The organism is Lactococcus formosensis, from assembly GCF_018403745.1.
In the GTDB taxonomy this organism is placed as follows: domain Bacteria; phylum Bacillota; class Bacilli; order Lactobacillales; family Streptococcaceae; genus Lactococcus; species Lactococcus formosensis.
Genome location: NZ_BOVP01000004.1, coordinates 309733 through 325919 on the forward strand (window position 1 = coordinate 309733; position 16187 = coordinate 325919).

Genomic DNA, 16187 nt, shown 5'->3' on the forward strand with positions numbered 1-16187 from the left:
TCTTTTGTTTTGAAATGTTTTTTGTGTTCATTCTTCTTTTTTATTCACATAGAGATTCATTTCCTTTTGATAATGACTCATCTCCCATTCTGAATGATTTGCATTTAAATGTCGTGCTAAAAGATAGGCAATGTAAGGTCCTGTAGTTAGTCCTGAGGAACCTAACCCACTCGCAACACTCAAGCCTTCTTCCTGCTCTACAGGGCCAAAGAAAGGTGCAAAATCGTCAGTATAGGCGCGGGTCCCAACACGGTAGCTATAAGTTGTGTCTGCAAAATAATCTTCCTTCAAGAAGGTTTGCACGCCTTTAGTCAGTTGCTCAAAAGCTTCTTGTGTCGGTTCTAAATCCCAGCCTGCTTCATTTTCATGCGTTGCGCCCAAAAGTAGACGGCCATTTTGAAAAGGAATCAGGTCGGCTTCACCTTCTAAGAAAGCAACCGGCCATTTCTCTGTCTCAAAGTTGGTCTCAAAAGACAACAGTTGCCCTTTCTGGGGCGATACTTTGGCTGTATAACCCAGTTGATCCAGTAAAGTTTTCAATGCTGGTCCCGGTGTCAAAACAAGTTCATCTACTTCTACTTCCACTTCCTCTTGCACTGAAGTCACTCGCCATTTTGCATTCTCCTTCTTGACTTGGGCTTCTTCGCTTACTACACGGACACCGCGGGTTTGGGCACGTTTCCGAAGATGTTGCAAGTAAGCTTTTCCATCAAGTCGTGCGCCTCCAGAGATGTATAAGCTTTCGACAGGTTTTAGCAAGGGCAGCATAGCTGTCGTTTCTTCTGTGGTGAGATGGCGCACTTCCCCAATCTCTGGTGCCGTTGCACGTCGCTCTAAAGCAAGCTGTTCGAGGTCTTGAAGCGCTTGTGGACTTCTGACGAAGAGCGTCCCACACTTTTCGTAAATGTTTTCATCTAAGCTGAAGTCTTTGACAAGCTGCTCAAAAAAAGCAGCGCCATCTTTGGCTAAAGCATACCATTGTTTGTTTCTTCGCTTGGACAACCAAGGAGAAATAATCCCTGCACTGGCACCTGTCGCCTGATTATTGCCAGAATCAAAAACTGTAATATCAAATTTTTCTGTATCTAAGTAATTGGCCAAAGTCATCCCAATGATGCCACCACCAATAATCGCTATTTTTTTCATAATTTTATTATTCCATATGGTACTCTTTTAAGTCAACCTAATCTTTTAACTAACTTTTTGTTTTCATTTTACGCTTATAGGAAAGCTCAACAAATTGTCCGTATCGTGTCGTTCCTCGAAACTCTAAGTCTGCCGCATATTTCCCATGTGGGAAGAGCGGGATGCCTTCTCCCAAGATAACTGGAGCAATTGTTACTTGATATTCGTCGATAAGATCAGCTTCCATGAAATCCTTAATCAGCTGGCCACCACCAACTAACCAGATTTCTCCTTGAAGCTCTTTGACAAATGATGTTAGATTACTTGGATGCACAAACTTGATATTGGTTTTGTCTTCCCAAGTTTGTCTTGAAAATACATAAGTCATTTTATCTTCATAGGGCCATGTTTCTAGCCTTTGATCTAAAAGCCATTGGTAAGTTCTGCTGCCCATGATAACAATATCTACAGATGAGAGAAATCGCGATATACCATTGTCTCCCTCTCCTTCAACAGCCATCAGCCAATCCAAATTATCCTGCTTATCAGCGATATACCCGTCTAATGTTTGGGCGATAAAAAGTTTTACTGCCATGTGATCTCCTTTTCGTTTCTTAACTTGCTTCATTCAGCTTAGCAAGACTAAATTATAAATTCAAGCTAATTGCTCTTGTTTTCTACCATGTTATAAAAATAAAAACCATGAAAAACATGGTCTTCTTTTTATTCATCTTCTTTTTCATTTGTTACTTGTGCAGCTTTAGAGAGGCGGAGTTTACCTGAGGGATTATATTTCTTAATCAAAGCATCAATCCGTTCGTCTGTCCAAAAATCTGCTGAGGCAATAAATTCACCGTTTTCATCACGGTCAGAAATAATCTTAAAGCCCATCTCAATCCTCCTACGCTATTAATCTACAAATTCAAACTCAAATTTCTCGATACGTACCAAGTCACCATCACGTGCGCCTGCCGCACGAAGTTGTTCATCAACACCCATTGAACGGAGTTGACGCGCAAATTTCATGACAGATTCATCACGATCAAAGTTAGTCATCTTGAAGAGTTTCTCAAGCTTAGTACCTGACAAGCGCCAAGCGGCATCATCATCACGTGAAATACTGAATGGTTTTTCTTCTTCTTCAAAGCCATAGTATGCTTCTTCATCGATGAAGTCTTCGTCTTCATACAACAAGAATTCTGGTGTTTCAGCTAAGAGTTCACTTGTACGTGCCAACAGACCTTGCAAGCCTGTTTTTGTCAGACCAGAAACTTCAAAGATTTGAGGCATTTCTTGCCCTTCAGGTAGATTTTCAGCTAACTTTTTCTTGAAATCTGCAAGAATCTCTGGCGCATCTGGCATATCCATTTTGTTGGCCACAATCAATTGTGGACGTTCAAGCAAGCGAAGATTGTAACTTTCCAATTCTTTATTGATGGTTACATAATCTTCGTAAGGATCACGTTCCTCGATGCCTGACATATCCAAAACATGCAAGAGAACCCGTGTACGCTCGATATGACGTAAGAACTGAATCCCTAAACCAGCACCCGAATGTGCACCTTCAATCAGTCCAGGCATGTCCGCCATAACGAAACTGTCACCGTAGCCAATTTGGACCATACCAATATTTGGTGTGATTGTGGTAAAGTGATAAGCTCCAATTTTTGGTCGTGCATTAGAGACAACACTCAAAAGGGTTGATTTACCTACAGAAGGGAAACCTACTAAACCAACATCAGCAAGGACGCGCAATTCAAGCATAAGCCATTTTTGCTCCCCTGGTTCACCGTTTTCAGCAACTTCTGGTGCAGGGTTACGTGGTGTTGCAAAGCGAATGTTTCCACGTCCGCCACGACCACCTTTAGCAACCACAAACTCTTGACCTTTGTCAATCAAATCCACAATTACTTGTCCTGTTTCATTGTCTTTGACTGTGGTCCCTTGCGGAACTTTAACAATCAAATCTTCTGCTCCACGTCCGTGCATCCCTTTGTTCATACCTTTTTCACCTGGTTTCGCACGGAAAATACGGTTGTATTTAAAGTCCATCAGAGTAGAAAGCCCTTCATCGACACGGAAGATAATATCACCACCGCGTCCGCCATCGCCACCAGCAGGACCACCGTCTGGTACATATTTTTCACGACGAAAAGCGACTGCTCCGTCTCCACCTTTACCAGCTCTTACTTCAATTCTAGCTGTATCTAAAAACAAGCTCATTTTTATTTTTCCTATTTCTTCCTAAAAGCATGCGCTCTTCTATTTGGTTCGAGTTCGATTTTCCAGCAGGACTAAACTTCATCATTTTTTACTGCTGTTTGCTGGAAAAGCTTTTTCCCATACATCTCACTCCACACTCCTTTGTGAGTAGAGTTTTGAACTCTACTATTTTACCATATTTCATTGTTTTTCTCAAAAGGCTACTTTGGAAAGCAGTCGGAACTTTTTATCTTGGTTTCTGACTAAAAGATTTTATTTCGAAAAGAGTTTTACCTGACTTCGTCCGTCTCCGACTTTTTCGACACGCAGTTGCTGTGCGATTGAGTCTTTCATTTCTTCTACGTGACTGATAAGGCCAACAAGACGGTTTTCTCCTATTTGCTCGAGCGCTGTCATGGCTTTTTGGAGTGTTTCTTGATCAAGTGAGCCAAATCCTTCATCGACGAAAAGTGCTTCTATTTGAACCCCTTGCGCAGAATTTTGCACCACTTCACTCAGTGCCAAGGCTATTGACAGAGCTGCAATAAAGGTTTCTCCACCCGACAAAGTATTGGATGAACGTAAGGCACCTGTCTCATTATCATAGATGCTGATGTCCAAGCCATGATCGCGCCTTTTATTGGCGGATTCTTTGGCCAACTCAAAGCGATAGCGGTTATTGGAAAGTTGATTGATGAAATGCTGGTTAGCATAAATCAAAACTTTTTCCAGATAATGTTGGACAACAAAGGTTTCAAGCTTGAGCTTGTCTCCTGTTTTTCCTGCTATCGCATTGTAGAGCTTAGTCATTTCACGCGCCTTATCCGCTGCCTTTCCTTGTGTTTCAAGTATTTGTTCAATCTTAGCAACCGTTGTTTCGAGTTGTTGGCGTGTATTGGATAGCTCAATAACTGTCTTTTGCGCTTGACTATAGCGCTCGTTTAAGGCTTGCTTTTCTTCTCTCAACTCAGTAAGATCAGGTCTTTGCTTACCGCTTAATTTTTCCTCATACTTTGCTAAAGCACGATTCAAGCGTTTCTCCTCAAGTTCATAAGTATTAATAAACTTGGAAATTTCAGGCAGTTTATCCTCTGTAAGCCAATTTTTCAGCGTGACTAAATCATTGGCCCAAGCATTTGGGGCTGCCAATGCGTTCTGAATAATGCGCTGTCCTTCTTGAAGCTTCACTTTTTGCTCTTCAATACGCATCAGACGTTCTTCATGTTTTGCTTTCTGTTCTGCATAACGCTTTTCAAGGGCTATTATCTTCTCACGCACCTCTTGGCACTCTGTATAATAGTTATCGACTTCTTGGCGCAATATAACCTTCTGCTCTTTTAGAGCTTGACTGGGTTGCAGTTGCCCAAACTCAGCTAAACTTTGAGCGACTGTTTCGAGCTGTGCCTTGACTTTATCGCTCTCCTGAAACAACCCTTGACGTTCAGCTTCTAAGTTTTCTACTAAAACAGACAGCTTCTCTTTCTCCAGGGAACGTTCTTTTTGTGCAGTGCTTTTTTGCCTATAACTGTCTTCTCGAGCTTGAAAAATGATATTGAGCTCTTGATGACTAAACATTTTAGGAAAACTGCCTTCATGTGCTTGACAAAACTGACTGTAGGCTTGGTCAAACTTCTGCTCCATTTCTTGCAATGTTTCAGCTTTTTCTGCAGCTTGTTTTTGAGCCATTTCAAGTTCGCTTTGAGCCTTTTCTTGCCTTTCTTCTGCAGCAGCAAAGGCTTCTTGAGCTTCGTCAACTTGTTGCATAGCTGCTTTTAGGTCATCGTCAGAAACATCAAGCTCAACATGTGATAAAGGATGTTCTGTAGCACCACAAACTTTACATGGTAAACCATCTTCGAGTTCCTTTTGCAGTTGAGCAATCATGAGACTTTGGCGTAATTTTCGCTTTTCCTGATAACTTTCCTGTTTGAGCATAAAATCTTGCTGCAGTGTCGTAATGTTTTCCTCAGCAAAGTTTAATTCCTTTTGTGCAACTTGTTTTTCTTGTTTTAAGCGCTCCAAATATTCTGCTAAAGGAGAAAGTTTCTGGTGAAAGTCCAACTTTAGACGACTTAAAGCATCTTTTTCCTCCTGCAAGATACTCTCATCAAGGATCTCTTTTTGTAATTGATCAAGTTTGACTTGTGCTTCTTTTAGGGGCACATCTGTCTCACTTTGCTTAAGCTGCAAGTGGACAATCTTTTTCTCCAAATCTTTTTTCTGCCGGATAAGTTTTTCTGCCTGCTCGGCTTGCGTAATCGTGCGAGTCAGCTCTTCAATGCCCTTACCTTTTTCTTCAAATTCTGAAGCTTTCTGATCTAAATCTTGCTCACGTTTTTTCACTTCTCCAAGTATTTTCTGTTCTTGCTCGGCTTTTGAGCGATAATCAGCTTCACGTACTTGGTTAGCTTCTAGTTCTTTTTCAACCCTTTCCAAGTCACGTAAAATATCCTTAAATTGTTGCGCCCAGCTGCGAGCTTCGTAGTCTTCTTTCTGTTGCTCATAGAGCGCTGCCTGCTCTGCTATTTTTTCCTGATATTCTTTTTGAGTCTTTTCTGCTTCAAGGAACTCTTGTTCCAGCAGCAAGGCATCTTCATAAGCTTTATCAACAGTTTCTACTTGGTGCTGCACTATTTTTGCTAAGTCACGAGCCTTGCTTTCTTGCATCTGCTTTTGCTCTAGAAATTCTGTCGCTTTTTCAAATTTTTCCTTATCTGGACATTCTTCCAAAGCTTTGGCTTCTTCCTCCGTCCAGACAGAAGAGCTATATTGACTTTGCAAGATTGAATCAAGGGCTGCGTTTTCTTGATTGTTTTTTGTATATTGATTCCGCACTTCATCGGAAAATGCCGTAAAAATTGCCGTACCAAAAATTTTCTTCAGAATTTCTTCTTTTTCATTGGTGGCCGATTTTAAAAAACGTGAGAAGTCATTTTGTGGAAGTAAAATGATTTTCTTGAACTGCTCGGCGCTAAGATTTAAAAGACCATATATTTCACTTGCAACATCAACCGGTTTTGTAGCCAAACTGGCTTGCTCTGTGCCAAATACCCTATCTACAATAGCTAAGCTGGCTTGACTTTTTTCCGTCTTAGTGCCTACTCCTCTTTTCTTAAAGACTTCTTGCTCGGGACAGCGTTGTACCTTATAAAGAAAGTTACCTTGCTCAAAATAGAAAGTAACTTCGGTACGTTGGTCTGGTTGTGCAAACTGGCTGCGCATCTCTCTCGCTTCACGATCTCCTGTCGTCTTGTCAAAAAGAGCATAAGTCATTGCATCAAAAATCGTAGATTTTCCAGCACCCGTATCGCCGCTAATCAAAAATAATGGTGCTTCATCTAAAGCTCTAAAATCAATTTCCGAGTGAGCGTGAGGTCCGAAATAATTCATTTCTAAGTAAATTGGTTTCATGTCTACTTCTCCCCTCTCAAGTCAATAAAAGTTTCTTCGATAAAAGTTCGCTGAAATGGACTAAGTCCCTCTCCTGCCACCTGTTGGTAGAAATTTTGCACGATTTCTTCTTCACTCATCATTTCCATATTTTGATGGGTTTCTTGCTCTATGATGCGTTCTTTATCTTCATAATCCAGTTCGACAATAGTGCCATAGATTTTCTGAAGTTGAGCACGTAAATTTTGCCCAGCATGAGCAAAGCGGTCAAAGTTTTTAATACATATAGCAAACCAAGCAGATTCCAAAGGTTGTTGCTGGTAAAATTCTGGATCAATAAGCGTTTCCCACTCTTCAGTAAGAGCAACCAAATCCGTCTGCGGTTGAATTTCGAAAAACTCAGTCTCAATCTTATCTGCCAAATTTACGATATAATAGCCTTTTTTCGTTTTCGCTTCTTTGATATTAAATTTGACAGGACTTCCTGAGTAACGTACTGTCTCACTGGGTGAAGCATGATGTGTATGAATATGCCCCAAAGCAACATAATCAAAATCCACAAACTGCAGGACTGTGACAGTAGCTAGCCCCCCAGCTTTGGACTTGGTTTCACTTGTCAGCTCAATCTCCTGATCTGCAGAAGGGCTCACAGCAAAGTGAGTCACTAAAATTTGTTTTTTCTCAGGGTGAAAGCCTTCTCGCATTTTTTCAAGTACTAGTTCTAATGCCTGAGACAAGGTTTTAATTTCTTTCACTTCCTCTTCTGGCATACCCGCTTGTAAAAAATAAACACGCGCATCAGCTGGATCAAAGTAAGGAAGCAAGAACATTTGGATCTCCGCTGTTTCAATGGGTACAAAAGCTTCTTCTAATAATGTATTCAAATGCAACTGGTTAAATTCCATCCATTCACGCCCATAATTTAGTCGTCGTGCTCCGTCGTGATTTCCCGAAATTGCATAAATAGGAAAATTCTCCTGAATATTCATTTCTCGCAGCATTTCGTTAAAGGTCGTCACAGCTGCTGCGCTCGGAACTGTCCGGTCATAAAGATCTCCTGCAATGATGATACCGTCAACCTTTTCTTGCTTGGCTGCGGCCAGCATAATTTTAAAGGCGTGCTTTTGCTCTTCTAAAAGACTCCAACCGTTCAAGGTTCTGCCAATGTGCCAATCTGATGTATGTAAAAATTTCACTAATTTCAGCCCTTTTCTACTTTTTCGCTTCCTCTATTATACCTCATAAAAGTTAAAGACAAAATAATGGGGAGATTTCCCCATGTGGCCAATATTTATTCATCACTTCTTTATCCTCGCCTATGGTATACTTTAAGAAAAACTAGGCTCAGCCATACCAGATATTTTTAAAATTAAGGAGAAATATGCTAAAACTTATTGAAATGACACAAGAAAGATTTCAACACTACATGCTCTCCGCCGTAGAAACCTTTGCTAAAGAAAAAGTCCTAAACGGTACTTGGACTGAAGAACAGGCTTTTTCAAAGGCTCAGGCAGAATACAATTTACTCCTGCCTGAAGGCCTCCAAACACCCAATAACTATTTTTATTCTATCCTTGAAAAGGGAGAGGTCATTGGTTATATTTGGATTGCTCAAAGTACAGAGAATGCTCGAACTGCTTTTATTTACGATTTCGAAATTTATGAAGAATTTCAAAATCAAGGTTTCGGCTCCACATCTCTTGAATTAATTAGTTTTCAAGCTAAGCAACTTGGCTTTTCATCCATAGCTTTGCATGTCTTCGGAAGTAACTCTAGAGCTTTACACGTCTATAAAAAAATGGGTTTTGAAATTACTGATATTAATATGCAAAAAGAATTATAATTTAACTTTTTACTGAAGAAGAGATTTGAGTACTTTAGCTTGGAGCACTGTCTATCTTTCTTTCCAACTAAGAAAGCCTCTTTTTTTGTGATATAATTCTCATTATGAACGTCAAAACATTTCTTAACTTTACAAGAATCCAAACCTTACCCGTGGCTTTGCTTTCGCCACTTGCAGGAATTATGTTCTCGCTATGGTATTTTCACTCTTTTCATCTTTTACCAACCCTTCTTTTTCTGATTGGGCTTGCTGCTATCAACCTTTTTGTTTCCGCATGGAATAATTTGATGGACTACCATAAAGCGCTGGATCCAGAATATAAAACCCAGCAAAATATCATTAGCAATCGCAATATCAACCCTAAGTTAGCACTAAAAATTTGCCTGCTCTTTCTTTTCATCGATATCGTAGTTGGGCTTGCAGTTATGCTTATCACCAATCTTGCCATTTTACCCGTTGGCGGGCTCTGCTTTCTTGTAGCAATCTTTTATACTTATGGCCCCTTTGCTTTCAGTCGCTTTCCTTTAGGTGAAATTTTAGCTGGCCTATGCGAGGGGTTTTTCGGTTTCTTCCTTGCTGTTTATATTAATTCTTATGATTTACAGTACTTTTTCATTCAATTTGACGGCTGGAAAATGAACTGGACGTGGGATTTTTCCCAACTTCTTCCGATTGTTCTCATAGGTATTATGTGTTTCTGTCAGAACTTCAATGTCATGCTTTCCGATAACATTTGTGATTTGGAACAAGACATTCGCAATCAACGTTTCACCTTACCTTATTATCTTAAAATTCCTGCCAGCTTAGTGCTTTATAAAGTCATGTATATCATTCCTGCTCTTTGTGTTAGTCTAGCGATAATCTTAGGTATTTTGCCTATATGGTCTGCCTTAATGCTGCTCATCCTCTTCGAGTTGATTCCTAATATGAAAAAATTCCTCCACAAGCAAGTCAAAAGCGAAACCTTTCATTATCAAATTAAAAATCTAATTCTTTACAATGGCAGCTTGGCTTTGACTTTGTTTATTGCTATTATCTTTAACTAAAAAAAACGCTCCAAAAGCTGGGAGCGTTTTTTATATTTTCTTAAAGGATAATTAACCTACTTTATTAACTGTTGCTTTTGCTTTTTTCTGACTCACAAGTACGCGAAGTGCTTTGATGATTTCCATCATCAAGACAGCACCTAAAGCAAGACCAGCAGCAAGTAACCAGTAGTGCATACTGAAGTTTGCCGGAATGCTGAAGAATTCACGTGTGAAAGGTAAGGTTGTCAAGCTGTAAAGTCCGAGACAGAATACTACCGCACCTAGAACATATTTATTAGAGAAGAGGCCCAATGAAAGTATTGTTTGTGAATTTGAACGTGCTGTGAAAGTTTGTAAACTACGTGCCAAGATGAGAGTTGTGAAGGCCATAGCTACACCCAACTCATCGGAAACTTGCATTCCGATATATTGAGAAATTATCGCTGCAATACCTATCAATACACCACGAACCGCAACACTTGCCATCAAACCGCCTTCGAAGATACCTTCGTCAGAAGGACGTGGTTTTTTCTTCATGACATTGGGTTCTGCTTTTTCCATACCCAAGGCAATCGCTGGTACAGAGTCATTTACCAAGTTGATGAAGAGCAATTGCAGGGCTGTAAATGGACTTGCCCAGTTCATAACTAAGGCAAAAACAATGGTAATAATCGCCCCTAAGTTACCTGAGAAGAGGTAACCAATTGATTTTTTAATATTATCGTAGACTGTACGTCCAACCGCTACAGCATTAACAATAGAAACGAAGTTATCATCGGTTAAAATCATTGATGATGCATCTTTAGCAACGTCTGTCCCTGAACCCATAGCAATACCGATATTGGCTTGTTTCAAGGCTGGGGCGTCATTAACTCCGTCACCAGTCATCGCAGTAACATTTGCTTTCTTCTGCCATGCGCGAACAATACGAATCTTGTTTTCTGGTGACACACGCGCATAAACAGAGATTTTTGCCAAGTTATCATCCAACTCTTGCTCTGACATAGCATCTAATTCTTGCCCCGTCACAGCAATGTCGTTTTCCCCAAAGAGACCGATATCTTGCCCAATCGCACGCGCTGTTGTTTTATGGTCACCCGTAATCATCACTGTACGGATACCTGCTTTTTTCGCTTCCGCGATAGAGTCATAAACAGCTTCACGTGGTGGGTCAATCATGGCTGTTAAACCAATCAAGATCAAGTCATTTTCATCTTCCAAATCCAGAACTTCTTTGTCTTGCGCCAAAGGTTTGTAAGCATAAGCCAAAACACGGAGTGCTTTATTGCTGAATGCTTCATTTTGTTTTTGGAATTCTGCTTTTAATTCTTCAGTAAAGTCTTGGACCTGACCGTTGATGAGAACTTTCGAACAACGTGCAAACATCACGTCTGGTCCACCCTTAGTCAACATGAGTTTCTCATCATCAATAAGGTTAATCGTTGACATCAACTTACGGTCGGAATCAAAAGGAAGTTCTGCTAAACGAGGGTAAGCTTCACGAAGTTCTTGATAAGGTTTACCTACCTTGTTGCTAAAAGCAATAAGTGCAACTTCCGTTGGATCGCCGAGCTCTTGCCCTTCTTCATTGATACTTGAGTCATTACACAAGACAGCTGCTTCAATCAGCAGTGCTTCGTCCGCCGTCCAAGTTTCTGGCTGATCTGGGAAAGTTTCTTTTTTGGTTGTAGGCAAAAAGTAATCGACAACCGTCATTTTGTTTTGGGTCAAGGTCCCTGTTTTATCCGTACAGATAACACTTGTTGAACCTAAAGTTTCAACTGCAGGCAACTTACGAATGATGGCATGTTGTTTTGCCATTTTGTTTGTACCTACTGAAAGGACAATCGTTACAATCGAAGAAAGTGCCTCTGGAATAGCGGCAACAGCAACGGCAACGGCAAACATAAAGGCATCTAACATCTTCACTTCAATATTTGCACCGTCTCCAGCAAAGAAGATACGTGCCGCTTGGATCGCAAAGATAGCAACAGAGAGAATCAGGATAGCAATACCCAGTTGTTTACTGAATTTCTCCAGTTTTTGTTGCAAGGGTGTTTGTTTATCTTCAGCCGTTTCAAGGAGCGTGGCGATTTTACCAATCTCTGTTTGACTTCCGGTACCGGTAACGATAAATTCTCCACGCCCATAAACGGTGAGTGCTCCGCTGTAGAGCATGTTTTTACGGTCACCTAAAGGAAGTTCCCCTTCAAGCGCTACATCTGTCTTTTCAACTGCTTCAGACTCACCTGTTAACATGCCTTCTTCTACACGCAAGCTCTTACAGGTCAGTACACGTCCATCGGCAGGAACAAAGTCACCTGCTTCAAGCAAGACAAGGTCACCCACAACAAGTTCACGGGCTGGAATCGTTATTTTTTCACCATTACGTGATACTTTTGCATGAGGCGCTGAGATTTGCTTCAAGGCATCTAATGAACTTTCTGCTTTCTTGGTTTGAATCACAGTAACGATTGAGCTGATCAGTACTACACCAAGGATGATACAGGCTTCAACCACTTCGCCTAATGCCAGCTGAACAATGGTAACAATCAGCAGGACAATAACCATCGGATCTTTAAAAGTGTCCAGTAATATTTTCCAAGTTGGAACTTTGTCTTTACTCTTTAGCTCATTAAAGCCGTCTCGTTCTTGTCTTTCTTTGACTTCTTGCTCCGTTAGACCTTCAACGGTTGTCTGCAATTCCTCAAGGACAAGCTCTGTTTCTTTGTTGTAGAATTCCATTTTAGCTCCTTCTCCAATAGTTAAATATGACGCTTGATATCAAAAGCAATATTTTTTGATTCGAAACGAATAAGACGCTGCGGCAATCGATAGATAGTATGATTTTCCCTCCAGCATGAACATCTTTCAATGCTTGTGTGTAGCGTATTAAAAAGACCCCTGCCAAAAAAATGGCAAAGGTCTTGCTAAACATGTCATATCCATGTCAACAAAGCCGGTGAGAATAATGCTCACGGAATGACGACTTTGTTTCGGCTTGCACCGACGCTACTCCCCTTTGGGAATTCATATTCAATATTGTTCTTTAATAATAACAAATTCCCTCACCAATTGCAAGAATTGGACTCAGTCAGACCTCAGAAACCCTTATTGTGTCCAGGAGTTATGGAGTTGCTCTTTTAATCTTTTCCAGACTTTTCCCTTTAGCGAGTTCATCCACTACTTTATCCATATAACGTAGCTTTTTCATGAAGTTGTCTTCGATGTCTTCTACACGAACGCCGCAAATCACTCCTGTGATAAGAGGTGCATTGTCATTAAAGGCTTGATTTTCGATCAATTGCCCCAAGCTACCCGTGAGCTGGCTAGGATTCGTATATCCTGTTAACCAAGTCAAAATCTCATCTAATTCTTCTTTTGTCCGTCCTTTTTTCTCTACTTTTGCCAAGTAAAGCGGATAAACGGTTTCAAATTTCATCTGTTTTACACGATCAGTGCTTGCCATATTCTGTACCTCTATAAAGCCTTTTCTTTTAAGTATATAGAGCGCTGGTTTTTTTGTCAAATCATCTCTGAGCTTTTGGGAAAATAGTGTAAAAATTTAAAGCTGCCCCAATCAGATTTGCATTATTCATATAATGACAACTTTCAATTCTTGGCAGGATATGAGCTATATCATAGTTTTGCAGCCGTTTTGTTAATTTTTTCTGGAGGATTTCTGGCAAATCTTTCCGCGCTGACATTCCCCCACCAATGATAATAATATCTGGATCAAGTGAAACTTGGATATTATATAAATAATCAGAAATAATCTCCAGCATATTTTCGATAAATAAAGTAGCTTGGGGATTTTTTTGATCCATTAAGTCATACAGTTCCTTACCTGAAATTTTCTGTCCTGTCTCTTTGGAATAAGTTTCCGCAGCTTTAAGCAATGGTCCGGTTTCGCTAAAAGTTTTATGCTTCGTGTTTTTCATCAAACCAAACTCGCCAGCAAAAAGATGCGCACCTTTATAAAGCTTGCGGTTAATAAAGATAGCTCCACCAACTCCTGTACCTATGACTAAAAAAACAGCATTCTGGGCTTCTTTTCCTGCACCATAATCAATTTCACAAATCCCTGCACAATTGGCATCATTTTCGATAGCCACGGGCAAGTCAAAGCATTGTTCAATTTCATCAAATATCGGACGATCGTGCAGATAGGGTACAGCACTGATTCCGTCAATTCTTCTTTTTTTCGTATTGACAGCACCCGGAGACGATATCGCTATGCCCTTAAGCTGTGGATAATCTTTGATAATACTGCCCATTTTCGCAGTAAGCATTTCGAAGCTTTGAGGTGTTTTGAAAGAAGCGTTGTGCAGAAGTCTTGCTCCATCCCATAAACCATATTTTACTGCTGTGCCACCAATATCAAACACGGCAAGATTCTGTCTATTATTCTTCATATCCATTTCGCTCACTTAATGTCTTATACCAAAGTCCGCTCTTTTTCACGGTACGTTTATAATCCTCTTCCAAATCAACCCGATAAAAACCATAGCGGTTGCGATAGCCATTCAGCCAAGACCAACAATCAATAAAGGTCCAAGTATGGTAACCAAAGCAATTACTTCCTTCTTCAATCGCTTGATGAAGGTAACTGAGATGCTCCTTCATAAACTCAATGCGATAATCATCTTGAATCATACCTGAATCATCCATAAACCGCTCCTCATCAGCTACACCCATGCCATTTTCACTGACAAACCAAGGAAGATTATGATATTCCTTTTTCATCATCATTGCTACATCATAAATAGCTTGCGGGTAAATCTCCCACCCACGATAAGGATTAATTTTCTTTTCAGGCCAATCATAAGGTTGGTAAAAATCATCTAAGGTTTTGGCGGGGAAGCTCGCATCCTCAGGTGCTTGAACGCGACTCGGTTGGTAATAATTTAAACCGATAAAGTCTACTGTATTCGCTGCTACATCTTTTTCATCTTCTGGCAATGTTTCAGGTAAGAGTTGGTTATTTTTGAGAAGTTCAACCAGATCGCTGTTGTGCCTTCCAAGCACCGCAGGATCAAGAAAGCTTTTTATATTGACTAAATCAGCGGCTTTTTTAGCTTTTAAGTCTGGGTCTGTCTGACTCCGTGCATAGCTCGGAGACACGTTGAGGATAATACCAATGGAGCCTTGCGGCATAAGTTTTCTAAAGGTTTGAACAGCTTTTACATGTGCCATTAAGGTATGATAAGCCACTTGAACAGCTTTTTTGATATCGACAATTGCAGGATAATGAAAGCCTTGTAAATAACCACACTCCACATGAACCATTGGTTCATTGAAAGTGGTCCAATCCTGAACTAAATCACTAAAGCATTCAAAAGCTGTTTGGGCATAAAAACGAAAAGCTTCCACAGATTCTCGTGTTTCCCAACCGCCCTTATCCATCAGCCACATGGGCATATCAAAATGAAAAAGGTTAATTATCGGTTTAACACCATTTTCTTTCATCTTTGTAAAATAATCTCTATAAAAATCAACCGCCTGAGGGTTGAGCGTTTTACCGTCAGGAAGTAGTCGTGTCCATTGGATAGAGGTACGAATCGAATTAAGCCCGATAGCTTTCATCCGTTGGCAATCCTCTACGTAATTTTCGTAAAGATTAGAAGTTATTTCTGGGCCTTGTTTTTCATTAAATCTTTCAGGGTTTTCTTTAAACCAGTAATCCCATGTAGAAGCAGATTTACCCTCTTTTAGAGAATAACCTTCAGTTTGTGGACCGGATAAAGCTGAACCCCACAAAAATCCTTCAGGAAATTTTTTCATGTTTAAACCTTCTTATTTTTTATTTTTATGTAAAATTTCTTCAGATTTTATCCATTTCTTTACAGAATCAGAAAAGAGATGAAGATAGCGTTCGTAAAGTATGTCTAATTGAATCAAAATCGGAATTTGTGGTGAGATATTACCGATAGATTCTTCATGTGTTAAGCCCGCTGAAATTAGTGTAATATCTGCTTGTTTAATCAAATCAGAATTAGGATTGGAAGTAATCAGTGCTATCGGAATATTTTTTTCCTTTGTTATGGTCATCGCTTCAAGAAGGTTGGTGTCTATTCCTCTCAAGGATGCCGCGAGTATCATTTCACCCTCACGGGCAAATTCTGCTGACATTAAGATTGACTTTTCCTCTGAAATGACACGAACATACTTGCCAAACCGTGAAAATTTGAATGAAAAATCAGCTCCTGTATAACTGTTAAAGCCTTTTCCAAAAAAATGAATGATGTTATGATCTTTTATTAAAGCGCACAGCTTGTCCACTTCCACCTCAGAATAAGCATTATCACTTCGTGTGGCTAAAGCGTGGTAAATAGCTGTCACTGCTGATGAAATCGATGGCTCTTCTTTTTTATCCAAGGAAAGGTTGTATAAAAACATGAGTTCCTTGTAATTATCCAAACCAATCTTTTTACAAAAGCGAGTAATCGATGCCTTTGATACAGCTAGTGTTTGTGCTAATTTATCTATATTCAGCGGTGCCTTTTTACTGATAAAATAGTTGGCTATAATCTCCTCAACATAGGTTAATTCCAAACGGTGCGATTCAATTAATATGAAAATATCTTCCTTCATGATTT

The 16187-nt window shown here is 40.0% G+C and carries 13 protein-coding genes; 2 read left to right on the plus strand and 11 right to left on the minus strand.

The features are described 5' to 3' along the window. Positions 1–27: 27 nt before the first annotated feature. The 6 genes from KJS37_RS06815 to KJS37_RS06840 form a co-directional block, all read right to left on the minus strand. Complete coding sequence (locus KJS37_RS06815) at positions 28–1146, minus strand: NAD(P)/FAD-dependent oxidoreductase (RefSeq protein WP_213496541.1); 1119 nt, start codon at positions 1144–1146, stop codon at positions 28–30. A 49-nt stretch (positions 1147–1195) separates the two neighbouring features. Next, entirely contained in the window at positions 1196–1720 is a 525-nt protein-coding gene (locus KJS37_RS06820; protein WP_213496542.1) for a dihydrofolate reductase family protein, read from the minus strand. Positions 1721–1848: 128 nt separating this feature from the next. Next, a complete protein-coding gene (locus KJS37_RS06825; RefSeq protein WP_017369588.1) occupies positions 1849–2016 on the minus strand; it encodes a hypothetical protein in 168 nt (55 codons plus the stop codon). Between the two features lie 18 nt (positions 2017–2034). Next, on the minus strand, positions 2035–3348 hold the full coding sequence (gene obgE / locus KJS37_RS06830) for a GTPase ObgE (RefSeq protein ID WP_014024644.1): 1314 nt from the start codon (positions 3346–3348) through the stop codon (positions 2035–2037). 252 nt (positions 3349–3600) lie between these two features. After that, positions 3601–6738, minus strand: coding sequence for an SbcC/MukB-like Walker B domain-containing protein (locus KJS37_RS06835; RefSeq protein WP_213496544.1), 3138 nt, complete (start codon positions 6736–6738; stop codon positions 3601–3603). 2 nt (positions 6739–6740) lie between these two features. Then, on the minus strand, positions 6741–7913 hold the full coding sequence (locus tag KJS37_RS06840) for an exonuclease SbcCD subunit D (RefSeq protein WP_213496547.1): 1173 nt from the start codon (positions 7911–7913) through the stop codon (positions 6741–6743). Positions 7914–8098: 185 nt separating this feature from the next. Here KJS37_RS06840 and KJS37_RS06845 point away from each other — a divergent pair, with 185 nt between their 5' ends. After that, complete coding sequence (locus KJS37_RS06845) at positions 8099–8560, plus strand: GNAT family N-acetyltransferase (RefSeq protein ID WP_213496549.1); 462 nt, start codon at positions 8099–8101, stop codon at positions 8558–8560. A 104-nt stretch (positions 8561–8664) separates the two neighbouring features. Then, positions 8665–9606, plus strand: coding sequence for a UbiA family prenyltransferase (locus tag KJS37_RS06850; RefSeq protein ID WP_019293541.1), 942 nt, complete (start codon positions 8665–8667; stop codon positions 9604–9606). A gap of 51 nt (positions 9607–9657) precedes the next feature. Here KJS37_RS06850 and KJS37_RS06855 read toward each other — a convergent pair whose 3' ends face one another. The 5 genes from KJS37_RS06855 to KJS37_RS06875 form a co-directional block, all read right to left on the minus strand. Beyond that, complete coding sequence (locus tag KJS37_RS06855; RefSeq protein WP_017369583.1) at positions 9658–12333, minus strand: cation-translocating P-type ATPase; 2676 nt, start codon at positions 12331–12333, stop codon at positions 9658–9660. Between the two features lie 382 nt (positions 12334–12715). After that, positions 12716–13057: a DUF2200 domain-containing protein gene (locus tag KJS37_RS06860; protein ID WP_035001249.1), complete on the minus strand. Its 342-nt coding sequence runs from the start codon at positions 13055–13057 to the stop codon at positions 12716–12718. 61 nt (positions 13058–13118) lie between these two features. Next, complete coding sequence (locus KJS37_RS06865; RefSeq protein ID WP_213496574.1) at positions 13119–14009, minus strand: ROK family protein; 891 nt, start codon at positions 14007–14009, stop codon at positions 13119–13121. After that, a complete protein-coding gene (locus KJS37_RS06870) occupies positions 13993–15372 on the minus strand; it encodes a glycoside hydrolase family 1 protein (protein ID WP_213496551.1) in 1380 nt (459 codons plus the stop codon). The genes KJS37_RS06865 and KJS37_RS06870 overlap by 17 nt, the downstream gene beginning before the upstream one ends. A 12-nt stretch (positions 15373–15384) precedes the next feature. After that, positions 15385–16182, minus strand: a complete 798-nt coding sequence (locus KJS37_RS06875; protein ID WP_213496553.1) for a MurR/RpiR family transcriptional regulator — start codon at positions 16180–16182, stop codon at positions 15385–15387. Positions 16183–16187: the final 5 nt, after the last annotated feature.

Coding starts and splice junctions, on each gene's coding strand:
- obgE (WP_014024644.1), bottom strand. CDS start 3,348: ATGAGCTTGTTTTTAGATACAGCTAGAATTGAAGTAAGAGCTGGTAAA.
- KJS37_RS06875 (WP_213496553.1), bottom strand. CDS start 16,182: ATGAAGGAAGATATTTTCATATTAATTGAATCGCACCGTTTGGAATTA.
- KJS37_RS06850 (WP_019293541.1), top strand. CDS start 8,665: ATGAACGTCAAAACATTTCTTAACTTTACAAGAATCCAAACCTTACCC.
- KJS37_RS06835 (WP_213496544.1), bottom strand. CDS start 6,738: ATGAAACCAATTTACTTAGAAATGAATTATTTCGGACCTCACGCTCAC.
- KJS37_RS06820 (WP_213496542.1), bottom strand. CDS start 1,720: ATGGCAGTAAAACTTTTTATCGCCCAAACATTAGACGGGTATATCGCT.
- KJS37_RS06825 (WP_017369588.1), bottom strand. CDS start 2,016: ATGGGCTTTAAGATTATTTCTGACCGTGATGAAAACGGTGAATTTATT.
- KJS37_RS06865 (WP_213496574.1), bottom strand. CDS start 14,009: ATGGATATGAAGAATAATAGACAGAATCTTGCCGTGTTTGATATTGGT.
- KJS37_RS06815 (WP_213496541.1), bottom strand. CDS start 1,146: ATGAAAAAAATAGCGATTATTGGTGGTGGCATCATTGGGATGACTTTG.
- KJS37_RS06855 (WP_017369583.1), bottom strand. CDS start 12,333: ATGGAATTCTACAACAAAGAAACAGAGCTTGTCCTTGAGGAATTGCAG.
- KJS37_RS06870 (WP_213496551.1), bottom strand. CDS start 15,372: ATGAAAAAATTTCCTGAAGGATTTTTGTGGGGTTCAGCTTTATCCGGT.
- KJS37_RS06860 (WP_035001249.1), bottom strand. CDS start 13,057: ATGGCAAGCACTGATCGTGTAAAACAGATGAAATTTGAAACCGTTTAT.
- KJS37_RS06845 (WP_213496549.1), top strand. CDS start 8,099: ATGCTAAAACTTATTGAAATGACACAAGAAAGATTTCAACACTACATG.